This window comes from Streptomyces sp. NPDC087440 (assembly GCF_044744005.1).
Classification (GTDB): Bacteria; Actinomycetota; Actinomycetes; order Streptomycetales; family Streptomycetaceae; genus Streptomyces.
Window position 1 is genome coordinate 61,122 of the sequence record NZ_JBIUXN010000032.1, and the last position, 16,566, is coordinate 77,687.

The following is a 16,566-nucleotide window of genomic DNA, read 5'->3' on the forward strand; positions in this document are numbered from 1 at the left end:
ACGCTCACACCAGCGCGGGGGCGTCCAGCGTGAGCGTCCCCGCGTCGGCGTCGAGTACCGCCGGGACGCCCAGCGGCACGGTGAGCGCGCTCGCCGCGTGGCCGAAGCCCAGCTCCTCGACCACGGGCACACCGAGCGCGCCGAGCCGGTCGAGGAGCACCGGGCGGATCTCGCTCTCGTACGGTCCGCAGTCGACCCACGAGCCCAGCGCGATCCCGGCGACCCCGTCCAGCCGGCCCGAGCGCAGGAGCTGGGTGAGGATGCGGTCCAGCCGGTACGCCTCCTCCCCGATGTCCTCGATCGCCAGCAGGCCGCCTCGGGCGGAGGGCCGGGCGTGCGGGGTGCCGAGGTCGGCGGCGAGCAGCGAGACGCAGCCGCCGAGGGTGATGCCGTGCGCCCGCCCCGGGACCAGGGTGCGGGCGGTGGGCAGGCCGAGGGTGCGGACGGACTCGGGCTCGAAGAGGGTGGCGCGCAGGGACTCCTGGGTGGGCGTGTCCTTGAGGAAGGTGACGGTGGCGGTCATCGGCCCGTGCAGGGTGGCGACGCCCATGCGGGTGGCGAAGGCCTCGTGCAGCGCGGTGATGTCGCTGTACCCGATGAACGGCTTGGGCCGCCCGTACGCGGCGGTGGCCGCGCGCATCGCCGCCCAGTCGACCAGGTCGACCATGCGCTGGACGCCGTATCCGCCGCGTGCGCACATCACGGCGGCGACGGACGGGTCGCACCAGGCGTCGGTCAGGTCGCGGGCCCTGTCGGCGTCGTCGCCGGCGAGGTAGCCGAACTCCCGGTGTCGGTCCAGGACGTGGGGCATGACGATCGGGTCGAGGTCCCAGCCGCGCAGGATGTCGAGCCCGGCGTCCAGCCGTTCGGCGGGCACGGGGCCGCTCGGGGAGACGATCGCGACGCGCGCGCCGGGGCGCAGCCGGGCGGGGCGGGACAGTTCGGCGAGCCCTGGGACGGAGTGGGTCACTTCTTGAACTCCAGTCGCGGCACGTCGTCCCGTTCGATCCCGAACACCTGGACGTACAGCCCGAGTTCGGCCTCCAGTGCGCGCCGTATCGTCTCCGCGCCGCGGAAGCCGTGCCCCTCCCCCGCGAAGGCGAGGTACGCGTGCGGGACGCCCCGCCCGGCCATCTGCCCGAGGAAGCGTTCCGCCTGCACGGGCGGGCAGATCGGGTCGTCGAGGCCCTGGAGCAGCAGGAAGGGGGCGGTGATCCGGTCGGCGTGCGGGGAGCGCTCCGCGTAGACCTCGGGGCAGGTGGCGAGCGGGCCGATCAGGGATTCCAGGTAGTGGGACTCCAGGTCGTGGGTTTCGCCGTTCGCCCAGGAGATCAGGTCCAGGACGGGGTACTTGATGGTGCCGCAGGCGTAGACGTCGGTGTCGGCGAGCGAGGCGGCGGTGGTGTAGCCGCCCGCGCTGCCGCCCCGGAGGGCGAGCCGGTTCCGGTCGGCGGTGCCCTCGTCGGCGAGCGCGAGGGCGACGGCGGCGCAGTCCTCGACGTCGACGACGCCCCACTGGCCGCGCAGCCGCTCCCGGTACTCGCGCCCGTAGCCGGTGGAGCCGCCGTAGTTGACCTCGGCGACGCCGATGCCGCGCGAGGTGAAGTAGGCGATCTCCAGGTCGAGTACGAGCGGGGCGTGGCCGGTGGGCCCGCCGTGCGCCCACACGACGTACGGCGGCAGCTCCTCGGCGGGGGCGATCCGGCCGGGGTGGTGCGGCGGGTAGATGTGCGCGTGGATGTCGCGGCCCTCGGGGCCGGTGAAGGTGCGGATCAGGGGTTCGGGGTAGTAGGCGGCGTCGACGCGGTCGTCGTGCGGGCAGCCGATGACGCGGGCCCGGCCGGTGGCGGTGCACAGCTCGACCACCTCGTAGGCGCTGCGCGGGCTGGCGGCGACGCCGACGATCCGGTCGCCCTGCACGGCGAGGGTGGCGGCCCAGGTGGTCCAGGGTCCTGCGGCGTCCACGAGTTCGCCGGTCTCGGGGTCGAGTATGCCGAGGGCGGTGGCGCCCCGGCCGTGCACGACGGCGATCAGCCCGGAGTCCAGGGGGTGGAACCAGCGCTGCCCGATCTGCCAGAGAGGCCCGCCGAACTCCTCCTCGCGCCCCAGGCACAGCGCCCCGCTGATGCGGTGCCCGTCCCTGCGCAGCCGGTACAGCTCCCACCAGCCGCCCCGGTCGGAGGAGAACAGCAGTGTCCCGTCCCGGTCCCACTCGACCTGGCAGACGGACTCGTCGGGGCCGCCCGCCAGAGAGCGCGTGTCGGTGAACCCTCCTGCCCCGTACGGGATTTCCGCGACCAGCACCTCGGTGCCGTCCCACGGCATCCGGGGGTGGTCCCAGCCGATGTAGGCGACCTGGGTGCCGTCGGGCGAGACCCGGGGCCCGGTGACGAAGCGGTGCCGCCCGTCGCTCAGCTCCCGTACCGCACCGCGGTCCTCGGCGGCCGTGCCGTCGAGCGGCACGGCGGCGATCACCCGGCGCACGTCGGTGGGGGCCTCACCGGTGAACTCCTCCAGCACGCACCACACCTCGCCGTCGCACAGCACCGGGTCCACCCAGCGCAGCCCGCCGCCGACGGAGGAGACGGGGGTGAGCGGGCGGGGTCCGGGGGCGCCGGGGGCGTCCGGCTCGTACGCGTAGAGGCGCTGGTCGGCGAAGTTCACAAAGACGAGGAGCGGGCCGTCCGCCTCGCGGGCGGTGCCGGTCCAGGGCCGGCCGCCGTACTCGACGACCCGGCTGCGCAGGTTCCACGGCGCGGGCAGGACGACGTCCTCGACGCCGTCCGGACGCAGCCGCACCAGCGCCTGCCGGCCGCCCTCCTCGGGGCGGGGCACGATCCACCACACCTCGTCGCCGACCATGCCGACGAACTGCGGGGCCCCGTCGTGGGACGCCGCGAGCGAGGCGTCGATCGGCGACGGCCAGCTTCCGTAAGGCCCGGTGGGCACCATGCTGCCAACTCCCCCTGCTGCGGTCTGTGTTTCGTTGCGGATCTGTACGGATTCCGGGCGCGAGCGGTTCACGCGTGCCGTAGGTAATGGTCCAGGACGCGCACCCCGAAGTGCAGTCCTTCGACCGGTACGCGTTCGTCGACCCCGTGGAAGAGTGCCCCGTAGTCGAAGCCCTCGGGCAGCTTCAGCGGCGAGAAGCCGTAGCCGGTGATGCCGAGCCGGGAGAACTGCTTGGCGTCCGTGCCGCCCGACATGCAGAACGGCACCACATGCCCCTCGGGTGCGAATTTCCTTACGGCATGCCGGAGTTGACGGTACGTCGACGAGTCGACCGGTGCCTCGACGGCCGCCGAGCGGTGGTGGAACTCCCAGTCGACGTGCTCCCCGGTGAGGGCGTCCAGGGTGGTCCGGAATGCGTCCTCGCCGCCGGGCAGAAACCTTCCGTCGATGTACGCGGTGGCGCTGCCCGGGATGACGTTGACCTTGTACCCGGCGTCCAGCATGGTCGGATTCGCACTGTTGCGCACGGTTGCTTCCGCGAGGGCGGCGGCCGGGCCCAGCTTGTTCAGGACGGCGTCCACGTCGTACGCCGGGTCGTTGGGGTCGGGCACGTCCAGGTCGTGCAGGGCGGCCAGTTCGCGCAGACAGGCCCGTACGGTCGGGGTGAGCCGCACCGGCCACTCGTGCTCGCCGATCCGGGCGACGGCGGCGGCGACCCGGCTGACCGCGTTGTTCCCGTTGACCTTGGAGCCGTGGCCCGCCGTGCCGTACCCGGTCAGCTTGAGCCAGGCGGTACCGCGCTCGCCTGCGGCGATGGGGTAGATCTGGGTGCCGGGTCCGGCGTGGAAGGTGTACGCGCCGGACTCGCTGATGCCCTCGGTGCAGCCCTCGAAGAGGTCGGCGTGCCGCTCGACCAGGAAGTCGGCGCCGTCGATCGCGCTGGCCTCCTCGTCGGCGGTGTACGCGAGGACGATGTCCCGGCGCGGACGCACTCCCGCGCGCGCCCAGGCCCGTACGACGGACAGGACCATCGCGTCCATGTTCTTCATGTCGACCGCGCCGCGCCCCCACACGATCCCGTCCCGCACCTCGCCCGAGAAGGGGTGCACGGACCAGTCGGCGGGCTCGGCGGGCACGACGTCGAGGTGGCCGTGGACCAGGAGGGCGTCGGCCGAGGGGTCGGTGCCGGGGATGCGGGCGACGACGTTGGTGCGGCCCGGGGTCCGCTCCAGCATCGCGACGTCCAGGCCGGTGGCGGCGAGGCGCTCGGCGACGTACTCGGCGGCGGGGCGCTCGCGGCAGTCGCCGCCGCCCCGGTTGCTGGTGTCGATGCGGATCAGGTCGGAGGTGAAGGTCACCACCTCGTCCAGGGAAGCCTCGTCGATCACAGGACCTTCGGGGGTCACGGGGTCACCCATACTGCTCCTCCACAGCGGCCGAGACGATCGTCGTGACCGCCTTGAAGGTACGAATGCCCTCATACATCGTCGGGCTGGTGTAGGCGACACGCCGTTCACCGGATCGGGCCACTCCGGGCACCACGGTGGCGGCGTCCGAGAGGTGCGCCGCGTCGAACTCCAGCTCCACGGTGAACGGGCCGCCCCGGGCGGGCTCCTGACGTACGGCCAGGGCCGTCGCCTCCTTCGCGGCGGCCCGGATGTCGGTGGCCGTGCGGGCGGGCGTGCGGCAGACGGCCGCGTACCGCGAGACATGGTCCTTGACGGCGACCTTGCGCGCTTCGGGCGCGTAGCCGTCGGCGTCCTTGCAGGTCAGGTCGTCGCCGGTGACCAGGACGACGGGGACGCCGTACTCGGCGACGACGTGCGCGTTGAGCAGGCCCTCGCTCGCGCGCCTCCCGTTGAGCCAGACGCCGGTGATGGAGTTGGCGAGGTAGGTGTGGGCGAGGACGCCGTCGGCGCCCGCGCCCGTGTGGTAGCCGACGAAGGCGATGCCGTCGACGTCGTCGTGCTGGACGCCCTCGACCATGCTGAGCGACTTGTGGCGGCCGGTGAGCATCTGGGCGCGTTCGTCAAGCCGTTCGAGCAGGAGGTTGCGCATGGTCCAGTGGGCCTCGTTGATGAGGACCTCGTCCGCGCCGCCGTCGAAGAAGCCGAGGACGGCCGCGTTCACGTCGGAGGTGAACATCGCGCGGCAGCGCTCCCACTGCGGGGTCCCCGGCAGCACGTCGGCGGGCCAGGTGACGCCGGTGGCGCCCTCCATGTCGGCGCTGATGAGGATCTTCACTGACCGTCACACCCTTCGCTCGCGTACCGCTGTCGTCACCACTGCACAGATGCACCGACGACGTTACTGAAGTCACCGGCGGCGAGCGCGTCGTCACGGATCAGGAAGTACATCGGGCAGCCGGTGGCGTCGGTCGCCCCCATGTCGAGCAGGACCCGCCACTCGTCGCGCACCGCGCGGGCCGCCCCGCTCGCGTCGCGGTACTCCCGGGCGCCGTTCAGCCGCAGTACGCCGTCGGACCGGCTCACCTCGCCCTCGCCGGTGTCCAGCGCGGCGGCGGAGGCCTTCAGGTCGATGTCGAAGTCGTCGTCCGGGCCGAGCATCGACACCTCACCGCTGGGGCCGAACGCGTCGTCCAGGGCGCGAGTGGCGTCGTACACCCGGTACACGTCCTCGTCGTCCAGCTCGCGTCCCTGGATGCCCAGTTCGAGGTGCAGGTGCCTGGGCACCTTGCCGCGCCCCGCCGGCTCGTAGGCGACGGGACGCTGGAAGGCGTAGGGAGGCTCGTGCCACTCCTCCTGGTAGTCCGCGGCCCCGGGCAGCAGCGCCATGTCGTACGGGGCGGTGTCGGCCGGGGTCGCGTCGGGGAAGTGTCGCACCGCCACCTGGAGCACGTCGCCGTAGGCGTCCTCGCCGTTGGGGTGGAAGAAGTACAGGAGGCCGGTGGGCGGCAGGAGGTTGTTGACGTCCTGGGCGGCGAGCTCCGCCAGGTCCACCTGGGCGACGAGGGCGAGCGGGAAGGGGTGCTCGTCCTCGTACGGCTCCAGGGTCGGCCAGGTGAAGCCCGGCGGCACGGACGGCAGCACTCCGCTGCGGCTGAAGGCCGACGACGCGGCGGCGTCGACGGCCTTCAGCTGGATCCCGTGCTCGGCGACGGCAACGATGTCGTCGGCCCATTCCGCGAGCCCCTCCTGCTCGATCGCCGCGCGCAGGGCGGCTTCGTCGGCGGGGATCAGCGGGTTCGGTCGCGGCGTCATGCCAGGTGAGTGTACGTACGGGGTACGACAGTGCGGTGACGAGGCCCTGGTCAGGCCGCCCGCCCCACCACGAGCCACTGCGAGGGCAGTTCGATGCGGGTGCCGTCGGGGAGGTACTCAGTGGTCGTCAGCGGCAGCTCACCGCTCGCCAGTACGTCGAGCCCCGCCGCCCGGAACAGCTCCGGCACCTGGGCGTCGGGCATCGCGCCGGGGGCGATGCCGTGCGCGAAGACGGGGCGCAGCTTGGGCGGCGGGCCGTCGGGGCTCTGGGCCAGGTCGCGCAGGATGCGCCCGGCCCGCTCGTCGGGCTCGACCACGAAGGCCCGGCCGCGCGTGCCCAGCAGGACGGCCACGGCCTCCGCGAGGGGCCCCCGGTCGAGGGGCTCGCACTGGTGCAGGACGCTGCGCAGGTACACCTGGGCGTCGCCGAGTTCGCCGTGCAGGCGGCGGACGGTGGTGGGCTCGGTGGCGTCGGCGACGGTGAACGCCACCTGCCCCTCGGGGTCGCCGCGCCGGGCGCGGGCGATGGCGGCGGGGGCGAGGTCCACTCCGGCGACGTGCTCGAAGCGGTCGGCGAGGTAGAGGGTCTGGGTGCCGTTGCCGCAGCCGAGGTCGACGACGGGGAGGGCCGGGTCGGTCATGTGCGGCTCGAACAGGGCGAGGTGGATACCGGCGGTGAGGGCGGGTTCGGCGTCCCACAGGACGGCTCCGGCCCGGTCCGGAACGTCCTGCCAGAAACCTTCCCAGGCGTCCTTGTAGCGGCTCGTCACGCTCATGCTCAGCTCCCGGGGGTGCGGTGGGCCATGTGTGAAGATCGCTTCCACCGTCCCCCTCCCCACGGCGCACGACAAGGTGTCGACATACACCTTTGTCGGCCGCTTGAGCTGCGACGACGGCCGTGCACGCCGCGCACGCGCCGTGCGCGCTGGGGTTGACAAAACGGAAGCGGACGGTCCCCGGAGGGTCCGTCCGCTTCCGCGTGCGGGGCGTCGGGAGGGTCCGTCCGCTACCGCGTCCCGGGCGTCGGGAGGGTCAGTCCTCGTGGCCGAGCTGGAGGTCGCGCTCGGTGCGCCCGCCGCCCGCGACCTGGAGGACGGTGGCCACCGGCGGGTAGCCCGCCGCGATCACCGTGTACTCGCCGGAGGACAGGTCCACGAAGCGGAACGTGCCGTCGGAGCCGGTGGTGAGGGTGTCCACCACGTTGCCCGCAGCGTCCAGCAGCGTGACCCGGGCGTCCTCGACGGGGCGCCCGCCGTTGGCCCGCACGGTGCCGCGCAGCACCGCACCGCCGGCCAGCTCGATGTCCTGCCGGGTCTCGCGGGAGGCCTGCACGCTCACCGGCAGCGCGGCGGGCCGGTAGGCGGGGGCGCTGGCCGCGAGGGTGTACTCCCCGGCCACCAGCTCCGAGATGACGTACGCCCCTTCACGCCCGCTCTTGGTGGAGGCGACGACCTCGCCCCGTACGTCGGTGAGCGTCACGGCCGCGTCCCGCACCGGGTTCCCGTCGGCGGTGAGCACCGACCCGGCGAGGCGGCCCGCACCGCCGAGGACGACGTCCAGCTCGACCGGCCGCTCCCCCACGGTGACCGTGACGGCCTGCGGCTGGTGCCCTCCGGCGGCGGCGATGAGGACGTACGAACCGGGTCCGCGCACACTCAGCGCGTACCGTCCGTCGCTGCCGCTGGCGCCCCGCCCGACCTGGCGGCCGCCGACGTCGATGAGGGTGAGCGCGGCGCGCGGCACGGTGGAGCCGTCGTGGTGCTGGACGGTGCCGCAGACCGGGACGCCGCCCGACTGCTGGGCGGGGACGGGGAGTTGCGGCGCGGGAAGCGGCTGCGCGACGAACGCATCGGCGGCGGCTTCGGCGGGGGCGTTGTGCGCGGACACCAGTGGTTTCTCCTTGAGGAAGCAGGCGATGAGCAGGCCGAGCACGAGCACCGGCACGAGGTAGAGGAAGATGCGCGGCATCGCCACGGCGTACGCCTCGATGTAGGCGTCGCGCAGCAACGGCGGCATGGAGTGCACCAGTTGCGGGGTGATGGACGAGGGGTCCGGCAGGTCGACGCCCGACGGCAGGGTCTCGGCGAGCGCGTCCACGAGGCGTCCGGCGAAGAGCGTGCCGAAGATGGCGGCGCCGATGCTGCCGCCCATCTGCCGGAAGTAGTTGTTGGCGCTGGTGGCGGTGCCGAGGTCGCCGGGCTTGACCGAGTTCTGCACGGCCAGCACGAGCACCGGCATGATCAGCCCGATGCCGATGCCCAGCACGGCCATCCACAGGCTGTACTCCAGCTGCGAGGTGTCGGCCTCCAGCCGGGACAGCAGCCACATGCCGAGCGCGGACAGGGCGCTGCCGAGGATGGGGTAGACCCGGTAGTGCCCGGTCCTGCTGATCAACTGCCCCGAGACGATGGACGCGACGACGACGCCGCCCATCATCGGCAGCATCAGGAGCCCGGACTCGGTGGCGCTGGCCCCGTCGACCATCTGCAGGAAGGTCGGCAGGTAGCTGGCCGCGCCGAAGAGGGCGACGCCGACGACCGCGCCGACGAGACCGGTGATGTTGAAGATCGAGTCGCGGAACAGCCGCAGCGGGATGATCGGTTCGGCCGCGTAGTGCTCGACGACGAGGAACAGCAGGGACGTTCCGGCGGCTCCGGCGGCGAGCCCGAGGATCACCCGGGAGTCCCAGTCGTACTCCGTCCCGCCCCAACTCGTGATCAGTACGAGGCAGGTGGAGGCGGCGGCGAGCAGGATCGCGCCCATGATGTCGAGCCGGGGCCGGATGGTCGGCTTGGGCAACTTCAGCACCACGGCGACGACGGCGAGGGTGACCAGGCCGAACGGCACGTTGATGTAGAAGCACCAGCGCCAGGAGGCGTGGTCGGTGAAGAACCCGCCGAGCAGCGGCCCGGCCACCGAGGCGAGTCCGAAGGCGGCGCCGATGAGGCCCATGAACCGGCCGCGCCGGCGCGGCGGCACGATGTCCGCGATGATCGCCTGCACGCCGATCATGAGCCCGCCCGCGCCCGCACCCTGGATCGCGCGGAAGGCGATCAGCTCGTCCATGGACCGGGACCAGCCGGCCAGGCCCGAGCCGACGATGAAGACGACGATGGCGAAGAGGAAAACGCCCTTGCGGCCGAAGAGGTCGCCGAGCTTCCCGTAGATCGGCAGGCCGATGGTCGAGGTCAGGAGGTAGGCGGTGATCGCCCAGGACATCCGGTCCAGCCCCTGGAGATCGCCGACGATCTTCGGCAGGGCGGTGGCGACGATCATCTGCTCCAGCGCGGCCAGCAGCAGCGCGAGCATCAGCCCGAAGAACACGAGCCGGATCTGACGGGGGCTGAACTCCCCTGCGGGAGCGCCCTGTTCGGGCTCCGGTGGACTTCCCTCGGCGGCCTTGTCGAGCCGCTCCACCTGCTCGATGTCGAACACGTCCTGCACGGCGGGGACCTGAGGGGGACTCAGTGTGTCCCGCTCGCCCTCCACCAGAGTGATGCCGCCCACGTCCCTGCTCCCCTCGTCGCGCCTCTCGTCACGCCTGCGCCGCCCATTTGTCGCATTGGGCGACAAGGCGGAGCAAGCGCGACGATTGACGCGCAGGGGGCGTGCAGGGTGAATTCGGGCCGGTGGGAGCCCCTACGGCGTACAACGGACCGGCACGGAAGACCACTCGAACCGGTGAGTGCGGAATCTGCCCGTAACGGCCTTCCCCGTACGGGGAGTTACTTCTTCTCGACCTCGGCGGCCAGGTTGGCGAGCACCGCGTCGTAGATGCGGGCGAGCCCCTTGGGCGCGAAGGTGCGCTCGAAGAAGCCGCCGATGCCGGTCGCGCCGTTCCACACGGACGTCACGACTGCCTTGGCGGAACCCTCACCGGCGGGGGTGACGGTCCAGGTGGTCACCATGGTCGAGTTGCGGTCCTTCTCCACCAGTTGGCCGTCGGTAGGCTCGCCGACCTCCAGGAGGCAGTCGCGGACCCGCTTGCTGGTGGCCTGGAGCTTCCAGTGCACGAGGGTGCCCTCGCCGTCGCCGCCCTCGCGCACCTCGTACTCGCTGAAGTGCTCGGGGAGGAGCTTGCCGCGCGTGCCGCTGTAGTCGGCCAGCGTGTCGAACACCGTCTCCGCATCCGCCGCGATGATCCGCTCCGTCGTGGCCTCTACCTGCGCCATGCCTCTTCCTCCAGCACTTGATTCTTCGGGGGGTCACCGCCGGGAACAGCGGGCCCCTCTCCGTGGGTGCGCTCACCCAACCACCTCGGGGGCGGCGGCCAAAATCGGGACGACGCCATGTCGATACGGGGACTAGCGTTCCGCCATGGACACCTCACCTCCGCACGCCCCCGTCCGCGTACGCCCGATGACCCTGGACGACGTGACCGCCGTCGCCGCCTGCCGGGTGCGGGGGTGGCAGCACGCGTACGCCGGGATCGTCCCGCAGGCGTACCTCGACCGCATGGACCTCGCCGAAGAGGCCGAGAGGCGCCGCGCCCACGTCACGAAGGCGGGCCCCCGCGTCGTGAACCTCGTCGCCGAGCGCGGCGGACAGGTCGTCGCCTGGGCCTGTTTCGGGCCATACCGGGAGACGGAGGGGGTGCCCCCGCACAGCACCCCCGAGCGGCCGGTCGCCGAGCTGTACACCCTCTACGCGCTCCCCGAGCACCAGGGGACGGGCGCGGGCCGCGCCCTGATGACCGCGTGCCTGGACGGGGCGCGCGCCGCCGGGTTCGCCGCGCTGAGCATGTGGGTGCTCAAGGAGAACGCGGTGGCCCGCCGCTTCTACGAGAAGGCCGGAAGCGCCTGGGACGGCGCCGAGGAGCCCTTCGAGCTGGACGGCGCCGTCCTTGCGGAGGTGCGTTACGTGAGCCTGCTGAGCGCCGCCGCTGCCGCCGCCCCCAGCCGGGGGTGATCCAGCGCCGCGTCCAGCACCTGTGTGGCCCGTACGTCGCGGAGCCGCCCGAGCCCCTCCACGCAGGCCAGCGCCACCCGCCAGTGCGGGTCGTTCGGGGCGAGCAGGCCGCGCAGGGTGGTAATCAGCGCGGGCACGGACTCGGGGGCGCGCAGTTCGGTGAGCAGCCGGACGGGCTGCAGGGCGTAGGCGGTGCGCAGGGGGTTGGTGGCGAGGGCGGCCGCCGCCTTCGCGGTGCGCGGGTCGCCGAGCCTGGCCAGTGCGTACGCGGCGGAGACGCAGCGTTCGGGGTCGCGGTGGTTGAGGAGCAGGACCAGGGACTCGAAGGCCCGCCGGTCGCCCGCGCAGCCGAGCCGGAAGGCGGCCAACTCCCGCGCCCAGAGCGGCTGCTCGGGTTCGGTGAGGACGCGGGCCAGTATCTCGTGGTCGTCGGTGGCGATCAGTTCCTCGTACGGGGCGGACTCCCCGGCCTCTTCGTCCAGCCGGTCGATCAGGGACCGCAGTTCCTCGTCCATGCGGCCAGCGTAGCCAGCACGCGGACGCTCCGGGCGGCGTAGATCACATCCGGCCACCGGGCCCAGGGGCTGGCGCGCTCGTTACCGGCGGGTTAATCTCAAGTGAGCGGGCTGCCCCCACCACAGGGCTCAACACCCGCTGGAAGATCACCTCTTGGCGGCCTGGTGACGCAGCCGCCCGGAGAAAGTCAGTCGGTTCGGCGTTCTCGCTCCACGCGTACGGCATCGGCCCCGGGACAGGGCCCGCCGCAGCAGCACCCTTTTATGACGCTTGCCGTCCGCCCGCGCTCCTCATTTCTCGCGCGCCGACGGTCCGTCTTCTCTCGCGCAGACGCCCCTCGTCTCAGTCGTCACTCATCCCTGGAGTCCCGTGATGGACACCCCTGTCTCCACCACCCCTCTCTCCTCCCTCGCCACCGTCGCCGTCGTCGGCCTCGGCACCATGGGCACCGGCATCGCCGAGGTCCTGCTGCGTGCCGGGCGCACCGTGATCGGCATCGACGTCCACGCCGACGCCGTGCACCGCGCGGTCGCCGCCGTCGAGGCGAGCACCGCCCGCGCCGTCCGCAAGGAGCGGCTCAGCGAGGTCGACCGGGCACAGGCGCTGGCCCGGTTCCGTACCGACGTGGACCTGTCGGCCGCCGCCGAGGCCGACCTCGTGATCGAGGTCGTGCCCGAGTCGTACGAGATCAAGCACCAGGTCTTCCGGGCCCTGGACGCCGTCGTCCGCCCGGACACCATCCTCGCCACCGGCACCAACGCGCTCTCCGTGACCCGCCTGGCCGCCGACTCGGCGCGCCCCGAGCGCGTGCTCGGACTGCACTTCTTCAACCCGGCCCCGGCGATGAAGCTGGTCGAGGTCGTCTCCTCCGTGCTCACCGCGCCGACCGCCGTCGCCGCCGTCACCGACCTCGCGCACGACCTCGGCAAGGAGCCGGTCGCGGTGGGCGACCGCCCGGGCTTCGTCGCGGACGGGCTGCTCTTCGGCTACCTCAACCAGGCCGCCGCGATGTACGAGGCCAAGTACGCCTCCCGCGAGGACATCGACGCGGCGATGCGGCTGGGCTGCGGGCTGCCGATGGGCCCCCTGGCCCTGCTCGACCTGATCGGCATCGACACCGCGCGCACCGTCCTGGACGCCATGTACGCCGAGTCGCACGACCGGCTGCACGCCCCGGCGCCCATCCTCAAGCAGTTGGCCGCCGCCGGACTGACCGGCCGGAAGTCGGGCCGAGGCTTCTACACGTACGACGCACCCGACAGCGCCACCGTCGTCCGCGACGCGCTGACCCCGCCGGCGGCTGCCCCGCTCGCCGACGGCCGCGAGATCCGCTCGGTCGGCGTGGCCGGTTCCGGGACGATGGCCTCGGGCATCGCGGAGGTCTTCGCGAAGGCCGGGTACGCGGTCGTGCTGGCGGCCCGCAGCTTCGAGAAGGCGGAGGCGGCCAAGTCGCGTATCGACAAGTCCCTTTCGCGCTCGGTCGCCAAGGGCCGCATGACGGCGGAGGCCCGGGACGAGACCCTCGCCCGGATCACCCCGGCGGGCTCCCTGGACGCGTTCGCCGAGGTGGACCTGGCGCTGGAGGCGGTGGCGGAGGACCTGGAGGTCAAGCAGCAGCTGTTCGCGACCTTCGACAAGGTCTGCAAGCAGGGCGCGATCCTCGCCACCACCACCTCCTCGCTGCCCGTCGTCGCCTGCGCCCGCGCCACCTCGCGCCCGCAGGACGTGATCGGGATGCACTTCTTCAACCCGGCCCCGGCGATGAAGCTGGTGGAGATCGTGCGTACGGTCCTGACCGCCGACGACGTCCACGCCACCGTCCGCGACCTCACCGTGAAGGTCCGCAAGCACCCGGTGGACTGCGGGGACCGGGCGGGCTTCATCGTCAACGCGCTCCTGTTCCCGTACCTGAACAACGCGGTCAAGATGGTCCAGGAGCACTACGCGTCGCTGGACGACATCGACGCCGCGATGAAGCTGGGCGGCGGCTACCCGATGGGCCCCTTCGAGCTCCTGGACGTGGTCGGCCTCGACGTCTCCCTCGCCATCGAGCAGGTCCTGCACCGCGAGTTCCGCGACCCGGGGCTGGCCCCCGCCCCGCTCCTGGAACACCTGGTGGCGGCGGGCTGCCTGGGCCGCAAGACCGGCCGGGGCTTCCGGGAGTATGCGCGCCGGTAGGCAGGACGGCGTGCCGGGATGGGGCGGGCTGCTGGAAGACGGTGGCAGCCCGCCCCCGCAGGCGCGCTCTCCTGCGCGGATGGGTTACGTTCAGGGCATGCCCCAGGCCCCCAGGACATCCCGTACGAACTCCGCACCCGACGCGCCCGAGAGCGCGGCGGGTTCGCGCGCGGCCGCGCAGCGCCTCAAGATGCGCCGCGAGCTGTCCGCCGCCGCCATGGAGCTCTTCGCGACGAAGGGGTACGAGGCGACCACCGTCGACGAGATCGCGGCGGCGGGCGGCGTCGCCCGGCGCACCTTCTTCCGCCACTTCCGTTCCAAGGAAGAGGCGATCTTCCCCGACCACGACGACACGCTGGTGCGCGCCGAGGCCGTCCTGAACGCGGCCCCGGCGCACGAGCACCCGCTCGACACCGTGTGCCGGGGCATCAAGGAGGTCATGCGGATGTACGCGGCGGCCCCCGCCGTGTCCGTGGCCCGCTACAAGCTGACCCGCGAGGTCCCCACCCTCCGGGAGGCGGAGATCGCCTCGGTGGCCCGCTACGAGCGCCTCTTCACGCGCTACCTCCTGGGCCACTTCGACGAGCACGACCACCAGCCGGGCAACGACGACCCCCTGCTCGCGGAGGTCGCCGCCTCGGCGGTCGTCACCGCGCACAACCACGTGCTGCGGCGCTGGCTGCGGGCCGGCGGCCAGGGCGACGTGGAGACCCAGCTCGACCACGCCTTCGCGATCGTGCGGGACACCTTCGGCACGGGCATCGGGGCGGGCCGCAGCGCCCGTACCGAGTCCGCGCAGAGCGAGCCCGCCCCCGCGGCCGTCCGCCGGGACGGCGAGGTGCTGGTGGCGGTGGCCCGCACGGACGCGCCGCTGGACGAGGTCATGCGGACCATCGAGGAGGCGCTGAAACAGCGCTGAGGGTCCCCGACCCGGCCCGCGGCGGGGCTGCCGGGCCCGTGACGGGGCTACTGACGGGGCTGTTGAGACGCACACCACGAAAGAAGCCGTTCCCCCTGGTGGGAGCGGCTTTTTTCATGCCTCAACGCGGCCGAATCGGACATCCGGCGACCCGCTCTCGATCGATCATCGTGCAGATGGGCACCCCCCTTCACCATCTGAGCGAATTTGTTGGCACTCAGTGCCTTGCCGACTGTCACGGGGTGCCATACGTTGATGTTGTCCGGGCGGCCGGGACGCGGAAAACGCGCACCCCGGCTGTCCCCGCCCACCCCTGGTGGGCGCGCCCGGACGCCTGCGTCACAGGCACCTCCCGCGCACACCCTCGCGCTGCCGGAAACATCTGAACCCCTCGCCGAACCGACGGCACACCTCCACCCTCACCACCCCCTCAGCACCCCGACGACCCCTCAAGGCGCCCCTCCCTCAAGGGCGCTCCCGCCGGAGGCACACCGTGAAGGAAATCCTGGACGCGATCCAGTCGCAGGAAGCGACTGCCGCGGACTACGCCGCTCTCTCGCTCCCCGAGTCGTACCGCGCGATCACCGTGCACAAGGACGAGGCCGAGATGTTCTCCGGTCTCACCACCCGCGAGAAGGACCCCCGCAAGTCGATCCACCTGGACGACGTGCCGATCCCCGAGCTCGGCCCGGGCGAGGCCCTGGTGGCGGTGATGGCCAGTTCGGTGAACTACAACTCCGTCTGGACTTCGATCTTCGAGCCCGTCTCGACCTTCAACTTCCTCGAACGGTACGGCCGCCTCAGCGAGTTGACGAAGCGTCACGACCTGCCGTACCACATCATCGGCTCCGACCTGGCGGGTGTCGTCCTGCGCACCGGACCGGGTGTGAACGCCTGGAACCCGGGTGACGAGGTCGTCGCGCACTGCCTGTCCGTGGAGCTGGAGTCCTCCGACGGCCACAACGACACGATGCTCGACCCCGAGCAGCGCATCTGGGGCTTCGAGACGAACTTCGGCGGCCTCGCCGAGATCGCCCTGGTCAAGTCCAACCAGCTGATGCCGAAGCCCAACCACCTCAGCTGGGAGGAGGCCGCGGCTCCGGGGCTGGTCAACTCCACCGCGTACCGCCAGCTGGTCTCGCGCAACGGCGCCGGCATGAAGCAGGGCGACAACGTCCTGATCTGGGGCGCCAGCGGCGGACTCGGCTCGTACGCAACCCAGTTCGCCCTCGCGGGCGGCGCCAACCCGATCTGCGTCGTGAGCAGCGAGCAGAAGGCGGAGATCTGCCGGTCCATGGGCGCGGAGGCGATCATCGACCGCAGCGCCGAGGGCTACCAGTTCTGGAAGGACGAGCACACCCAGGACCCGAAGGAGTGGAAGCGCTTCGGCAAGCGCATCCGCGAGTTCACCGGCGGCGAGGACATCGACATCGTCTTCGAGCACCCGGGCCGCGAGACCTTCGGCGCGAGCGTGTACGTGACCCGCAAGGGCGGCACGATCACCACCTGCGCCTCCACCTCCGGGTACATGCACGAGTACGACAACCGCTACCTGTGGATGTCGCTGAAGCGCATCATCGGCTCGCACTTCGCCAACTACCGCGAGGCGTGGGAGGCCAACCGCCTGATCGCCAAGGGCAAGATCCACCCGACGCTCTCGAAGGTGTACTCCCTCGAAGACACCGGCCAGGCCGCGTACGACGTCCACCGCAACCTGCACCAGGGCAAGGTCGGCGTCCTCGCGCTGGCCCCGCGCGAGGGGCTGGGCGTCCGCGACCACGAGAAGCGTGCGCAGCACATCGACGCCATCAACCGCTTCAGGGACGTGTGATGAGTGACCGTCAGCCCGGTGGGCAGAGCGCGCGCCAGAAG

Annotated in this window: 13 protein-coding genes; 4 read left to right on the forward strand and 9 right to left on the reverse strand. The window is 72.1% G+C overall.

The features are described 5' to 3' along the window. Nucleotides 1–4 precede the first annotated feature (4 nt). The 8 genes from ACIO3O_RS39740 to ACIO3O_RS39775 all read right to left on the reverse strand — a co-directional run bounded on the left by ACIO3O_RS39740 (nucleotide 5) and on the right by ACIO3O_RS39775 (nucleotide 10,345). Entirely contained in the window at nucleotides 5–970 is a 966-nt protein-coding gene (locus ACIO3O_RS39740; protein WP_401754865.1) for an LD-carboxypeptidase, read from the reverse strand. After that, the gene (locus tag ACIO3O_RS39745; RefSeq protein WP_401754868.1) at nucleotides 967–2,952 is read right to left on the reverse strand and encodes a prolyl oligopeptidase family serine peptidase; all 1,986 of its coding nucleotides are present in this window, start codon (nucleotides 2,950–2,952) and stop codon (nucleotides 967–969) included. Before ACIO3O_RS39745 ends, ACIO3O_RS39740 begins: the two co-directional genes overlap by 4 nt. A gap of 68 nt (nucleotides 2,953–3,020) precedes the next feature. Beyond that, complete coding sequence (locus ACIO3O_RS39750; protein WP_401754870.1) at nucleotides 3,021–4,370, reverse strand: M20/M25/M40 family metallo-hydrolase; 1,350 nt, start codon at nucleotides 4,368–4,370, stop codon at nucleotides 3,021–3,023. Continuing rightward, the gene (locus ACIO3O_RS39755) at nucleotides 4,363–5,196 is read right to left on the reverse strand and encodes a M55 family metallopeptidase (RefSeq protein WP_401754873.1); all 834 of its coding nucleotides are present in this window, start codon (nucleotides 5,194–5,196) and stop codon (nucleotides 4,363–4,365) included. The genes ACIO3O_RS39750 and ACIO3O_RS39755 overlap by 8 nt, the downstream gene beginning before the upstream one ends. Nucleotides 5,197–5,231: 35 nt before the next feature. Continuing rightward, nucleotides 5,232–6,173: a DUF1963 domain-containing protein gene (locus ACIO3O_RS39760; protein WP_401754876.1), complete on the reverse strand. Its 942-nt coding sequence runs from the start codon at nucleotides 6,171–6,173 to the stop codon at nucleotides 5,232–5,234. 50 nt (nucleotides 6,174–6,223) lie between these two features. Further along, complete coding sequence (locus ACIO3O_RS39765; protein ID WP_401754879.1) at nucleotides 6,224–6,949, reverse strand: methyltransferase domain-containing protein; 726 nt, start codon at nucleotides 6,947–6,949, stop codon at nucleotides 6,224–6,226. Between the two features lie 256 nt (nucleotides 6,950–7,205). Continuing rightward, a complete protein-coding gene (locus ACIO3O_RS39770; RefSeq protein ID WP_401754881.1) occupies nucleotides 7,206–9,680 on the reverse strand; it encodes an MFS transporter in 2,475 nt (824 codons plus the stop codon). 218 nt (nucleotides 9,681–9,898) lie between these two features. Beyond that, entirely contained in the window at nucleotides 9,899–10,345 is a 447-nt protein-coding gene (locus ACIO3O_RS39775; protein WP_401754884.1) for an SRPBCC family protein, read from the reverse strand. Nucleotides 10,346–10,490: 145 nt separating this feature from the next. On the opposite strand from ACIO3O_RS39775, the gene ACIO3O_RS39780 reads away from it, so the two are divergent. Continuing rightward, entirely contained in the window at nucleotides 10,491–11,081 is a 591-nt protein-coding gene (locus ACIO3O_RS39780) for a GNAT family N-acetyltransferase (protein WP_401754886.1), read from the forward strand. On the opposite strand, the gene ACIO3O_RS39785 is transcribed toward ACIO3O_RS39780, so the two are convergent. Further along, a complete protein-coding gene (locus ACIO3O_RS39785) occupies nucleotides 11,030–11,596 on the reverse strand; it encodes an adenylosuccinate lyase (protein ID WP_401754889.1) in 567 nt (188 codons plus the stop codon). The genes ACIO3O_RS39780 and ACIO3O_RS39785 overlap by 52 nt on opposite strands. Before the next feature lie 373 nt (nucleotides 11,597–11,969). Here ACIO3O_RS39785 and ACIO3O_RS39790 point away from each other — a divergent pair, with 373 nt between their 5' ends. The 3 genes from ACIO3O_RS39790 (at nucleotide 11,970) to ccrA (ending at nucleotide 16,525) form a co-directional block, all read left to right on the forward strand. Beyond that, nucleotides 11,970–13,775 carry a 3-hydroxyacyl-CoA dehydrogenase family protein gene (locus ACIO3O_RS39790; RefSeq protein ID WP_401754892.1) on the forward strand — a complete coding sequence of 602 codons (1,806 nt, stop codon included), beginning with the start codon at nucleotides 11,970–11,972 and terminating at the stop codon, nucleotides 13,773–13,775. A gap of 79 nt (nucleotides 13,776–13,854) precedes the next feature. After that, a complete protein-coding gene (locus ACIO3O_RS39795; protein WP_401754895.1) occupies nucleotides 13,855–14,694 on the forward strand; it encodes a TetR family transcriptional regulator in 840 nt (279 codons plus the stop codon). A gap of 493 nt (nucleotides 14,695–15,187) precedes the next feature. Continuing rightward, nucleotides 15,188–16,525: a crotonyl-CoA carboxylase/reductase gene (gene ccrA, locus ACIO3O_RS39800; protein WP_401754898.1), complete on the forward strand. Its 1,338-nt coding sequence runs from the start codon at nucleotides 15,188–15,190 to the stop codon at nucleotides 16,523–16,525. Nucleotides 16,526–16,566: the final 41 nt, after the last annotated feature.

What these genes read in the sequence shown, in the direction of transcription:
- ACIO3O_RS39795 (WP_401754895.1), top strand. Translation starts at nt 13,855, where the DNA reads ATGGGTTACGTTCAGGGCATGCCCCAGGCCCCCAGGACATCCCGTACG.
- ACIO3O_RS39760 (WP_401754876.1), bottom strand. Translation starts at nt 6,173, where the DNA reads ATGACGCCGCGACCGAACCCGCTGATCCCCGCCGACGAAGCCGCCCTG.
- ACIO3O_RS39765 (WP_401754879.1), bottom strand. Translation starts at nt 6,949, where the DNA reads ATGAGCGTGACGAGCCGCTACAAGGACGCCTGGGAAGGTTTCTGGCAG.
- ACIO3O_RS39780 (WP_401754886.1), top strand. Translation starts at nt 10,491, where the DNA reads ATGGACACCTCACCTCCGCACGCCCCCGTCCGCGTACGCCCGATGACC.
- ACIO3O_RS39750 (WP_401754870.1), bottom strand. Translation starts at nt 4,370, where the DNA reads ATGGGTGACCCCGTGACCCCCGAAGGTCCTGTGATCGACGAGGCTTCC.
- ACIO3O_RS39790 (WP_401754892.1), top strand. Translation starts at nt 11,970, where the DNA reads ATGGACACCCCTGTCTCCACCACCCCTCTCTCCTCCCTCGCCACCGTC.
- ACIO3O_RS39775 (WP_401754884.1), bottom strand. Translation starts at nt 10,345, where the DNA reads ATGGCGCAGGTAGAGGCCACGACGGAGCGGATCATCGCGGCGGATGCG.
- ACIO3O_RS39785 (WP_401754889.1), bottom strand. Translation starts at nt 11,596, where the DNA reads ATGGACGAGGAACTGCGGTCCCTGATCGACCGGCTGGACGAAGAGGCC.
- ACIO3O_RS39745 (WP_401754868.1), bottom strand. Translation starts at nt 2,952, where the DNA reads ATGGTGCCCACCGGGCCTTACGGAAGCTGGCCGTCGCCGATCGACGCC.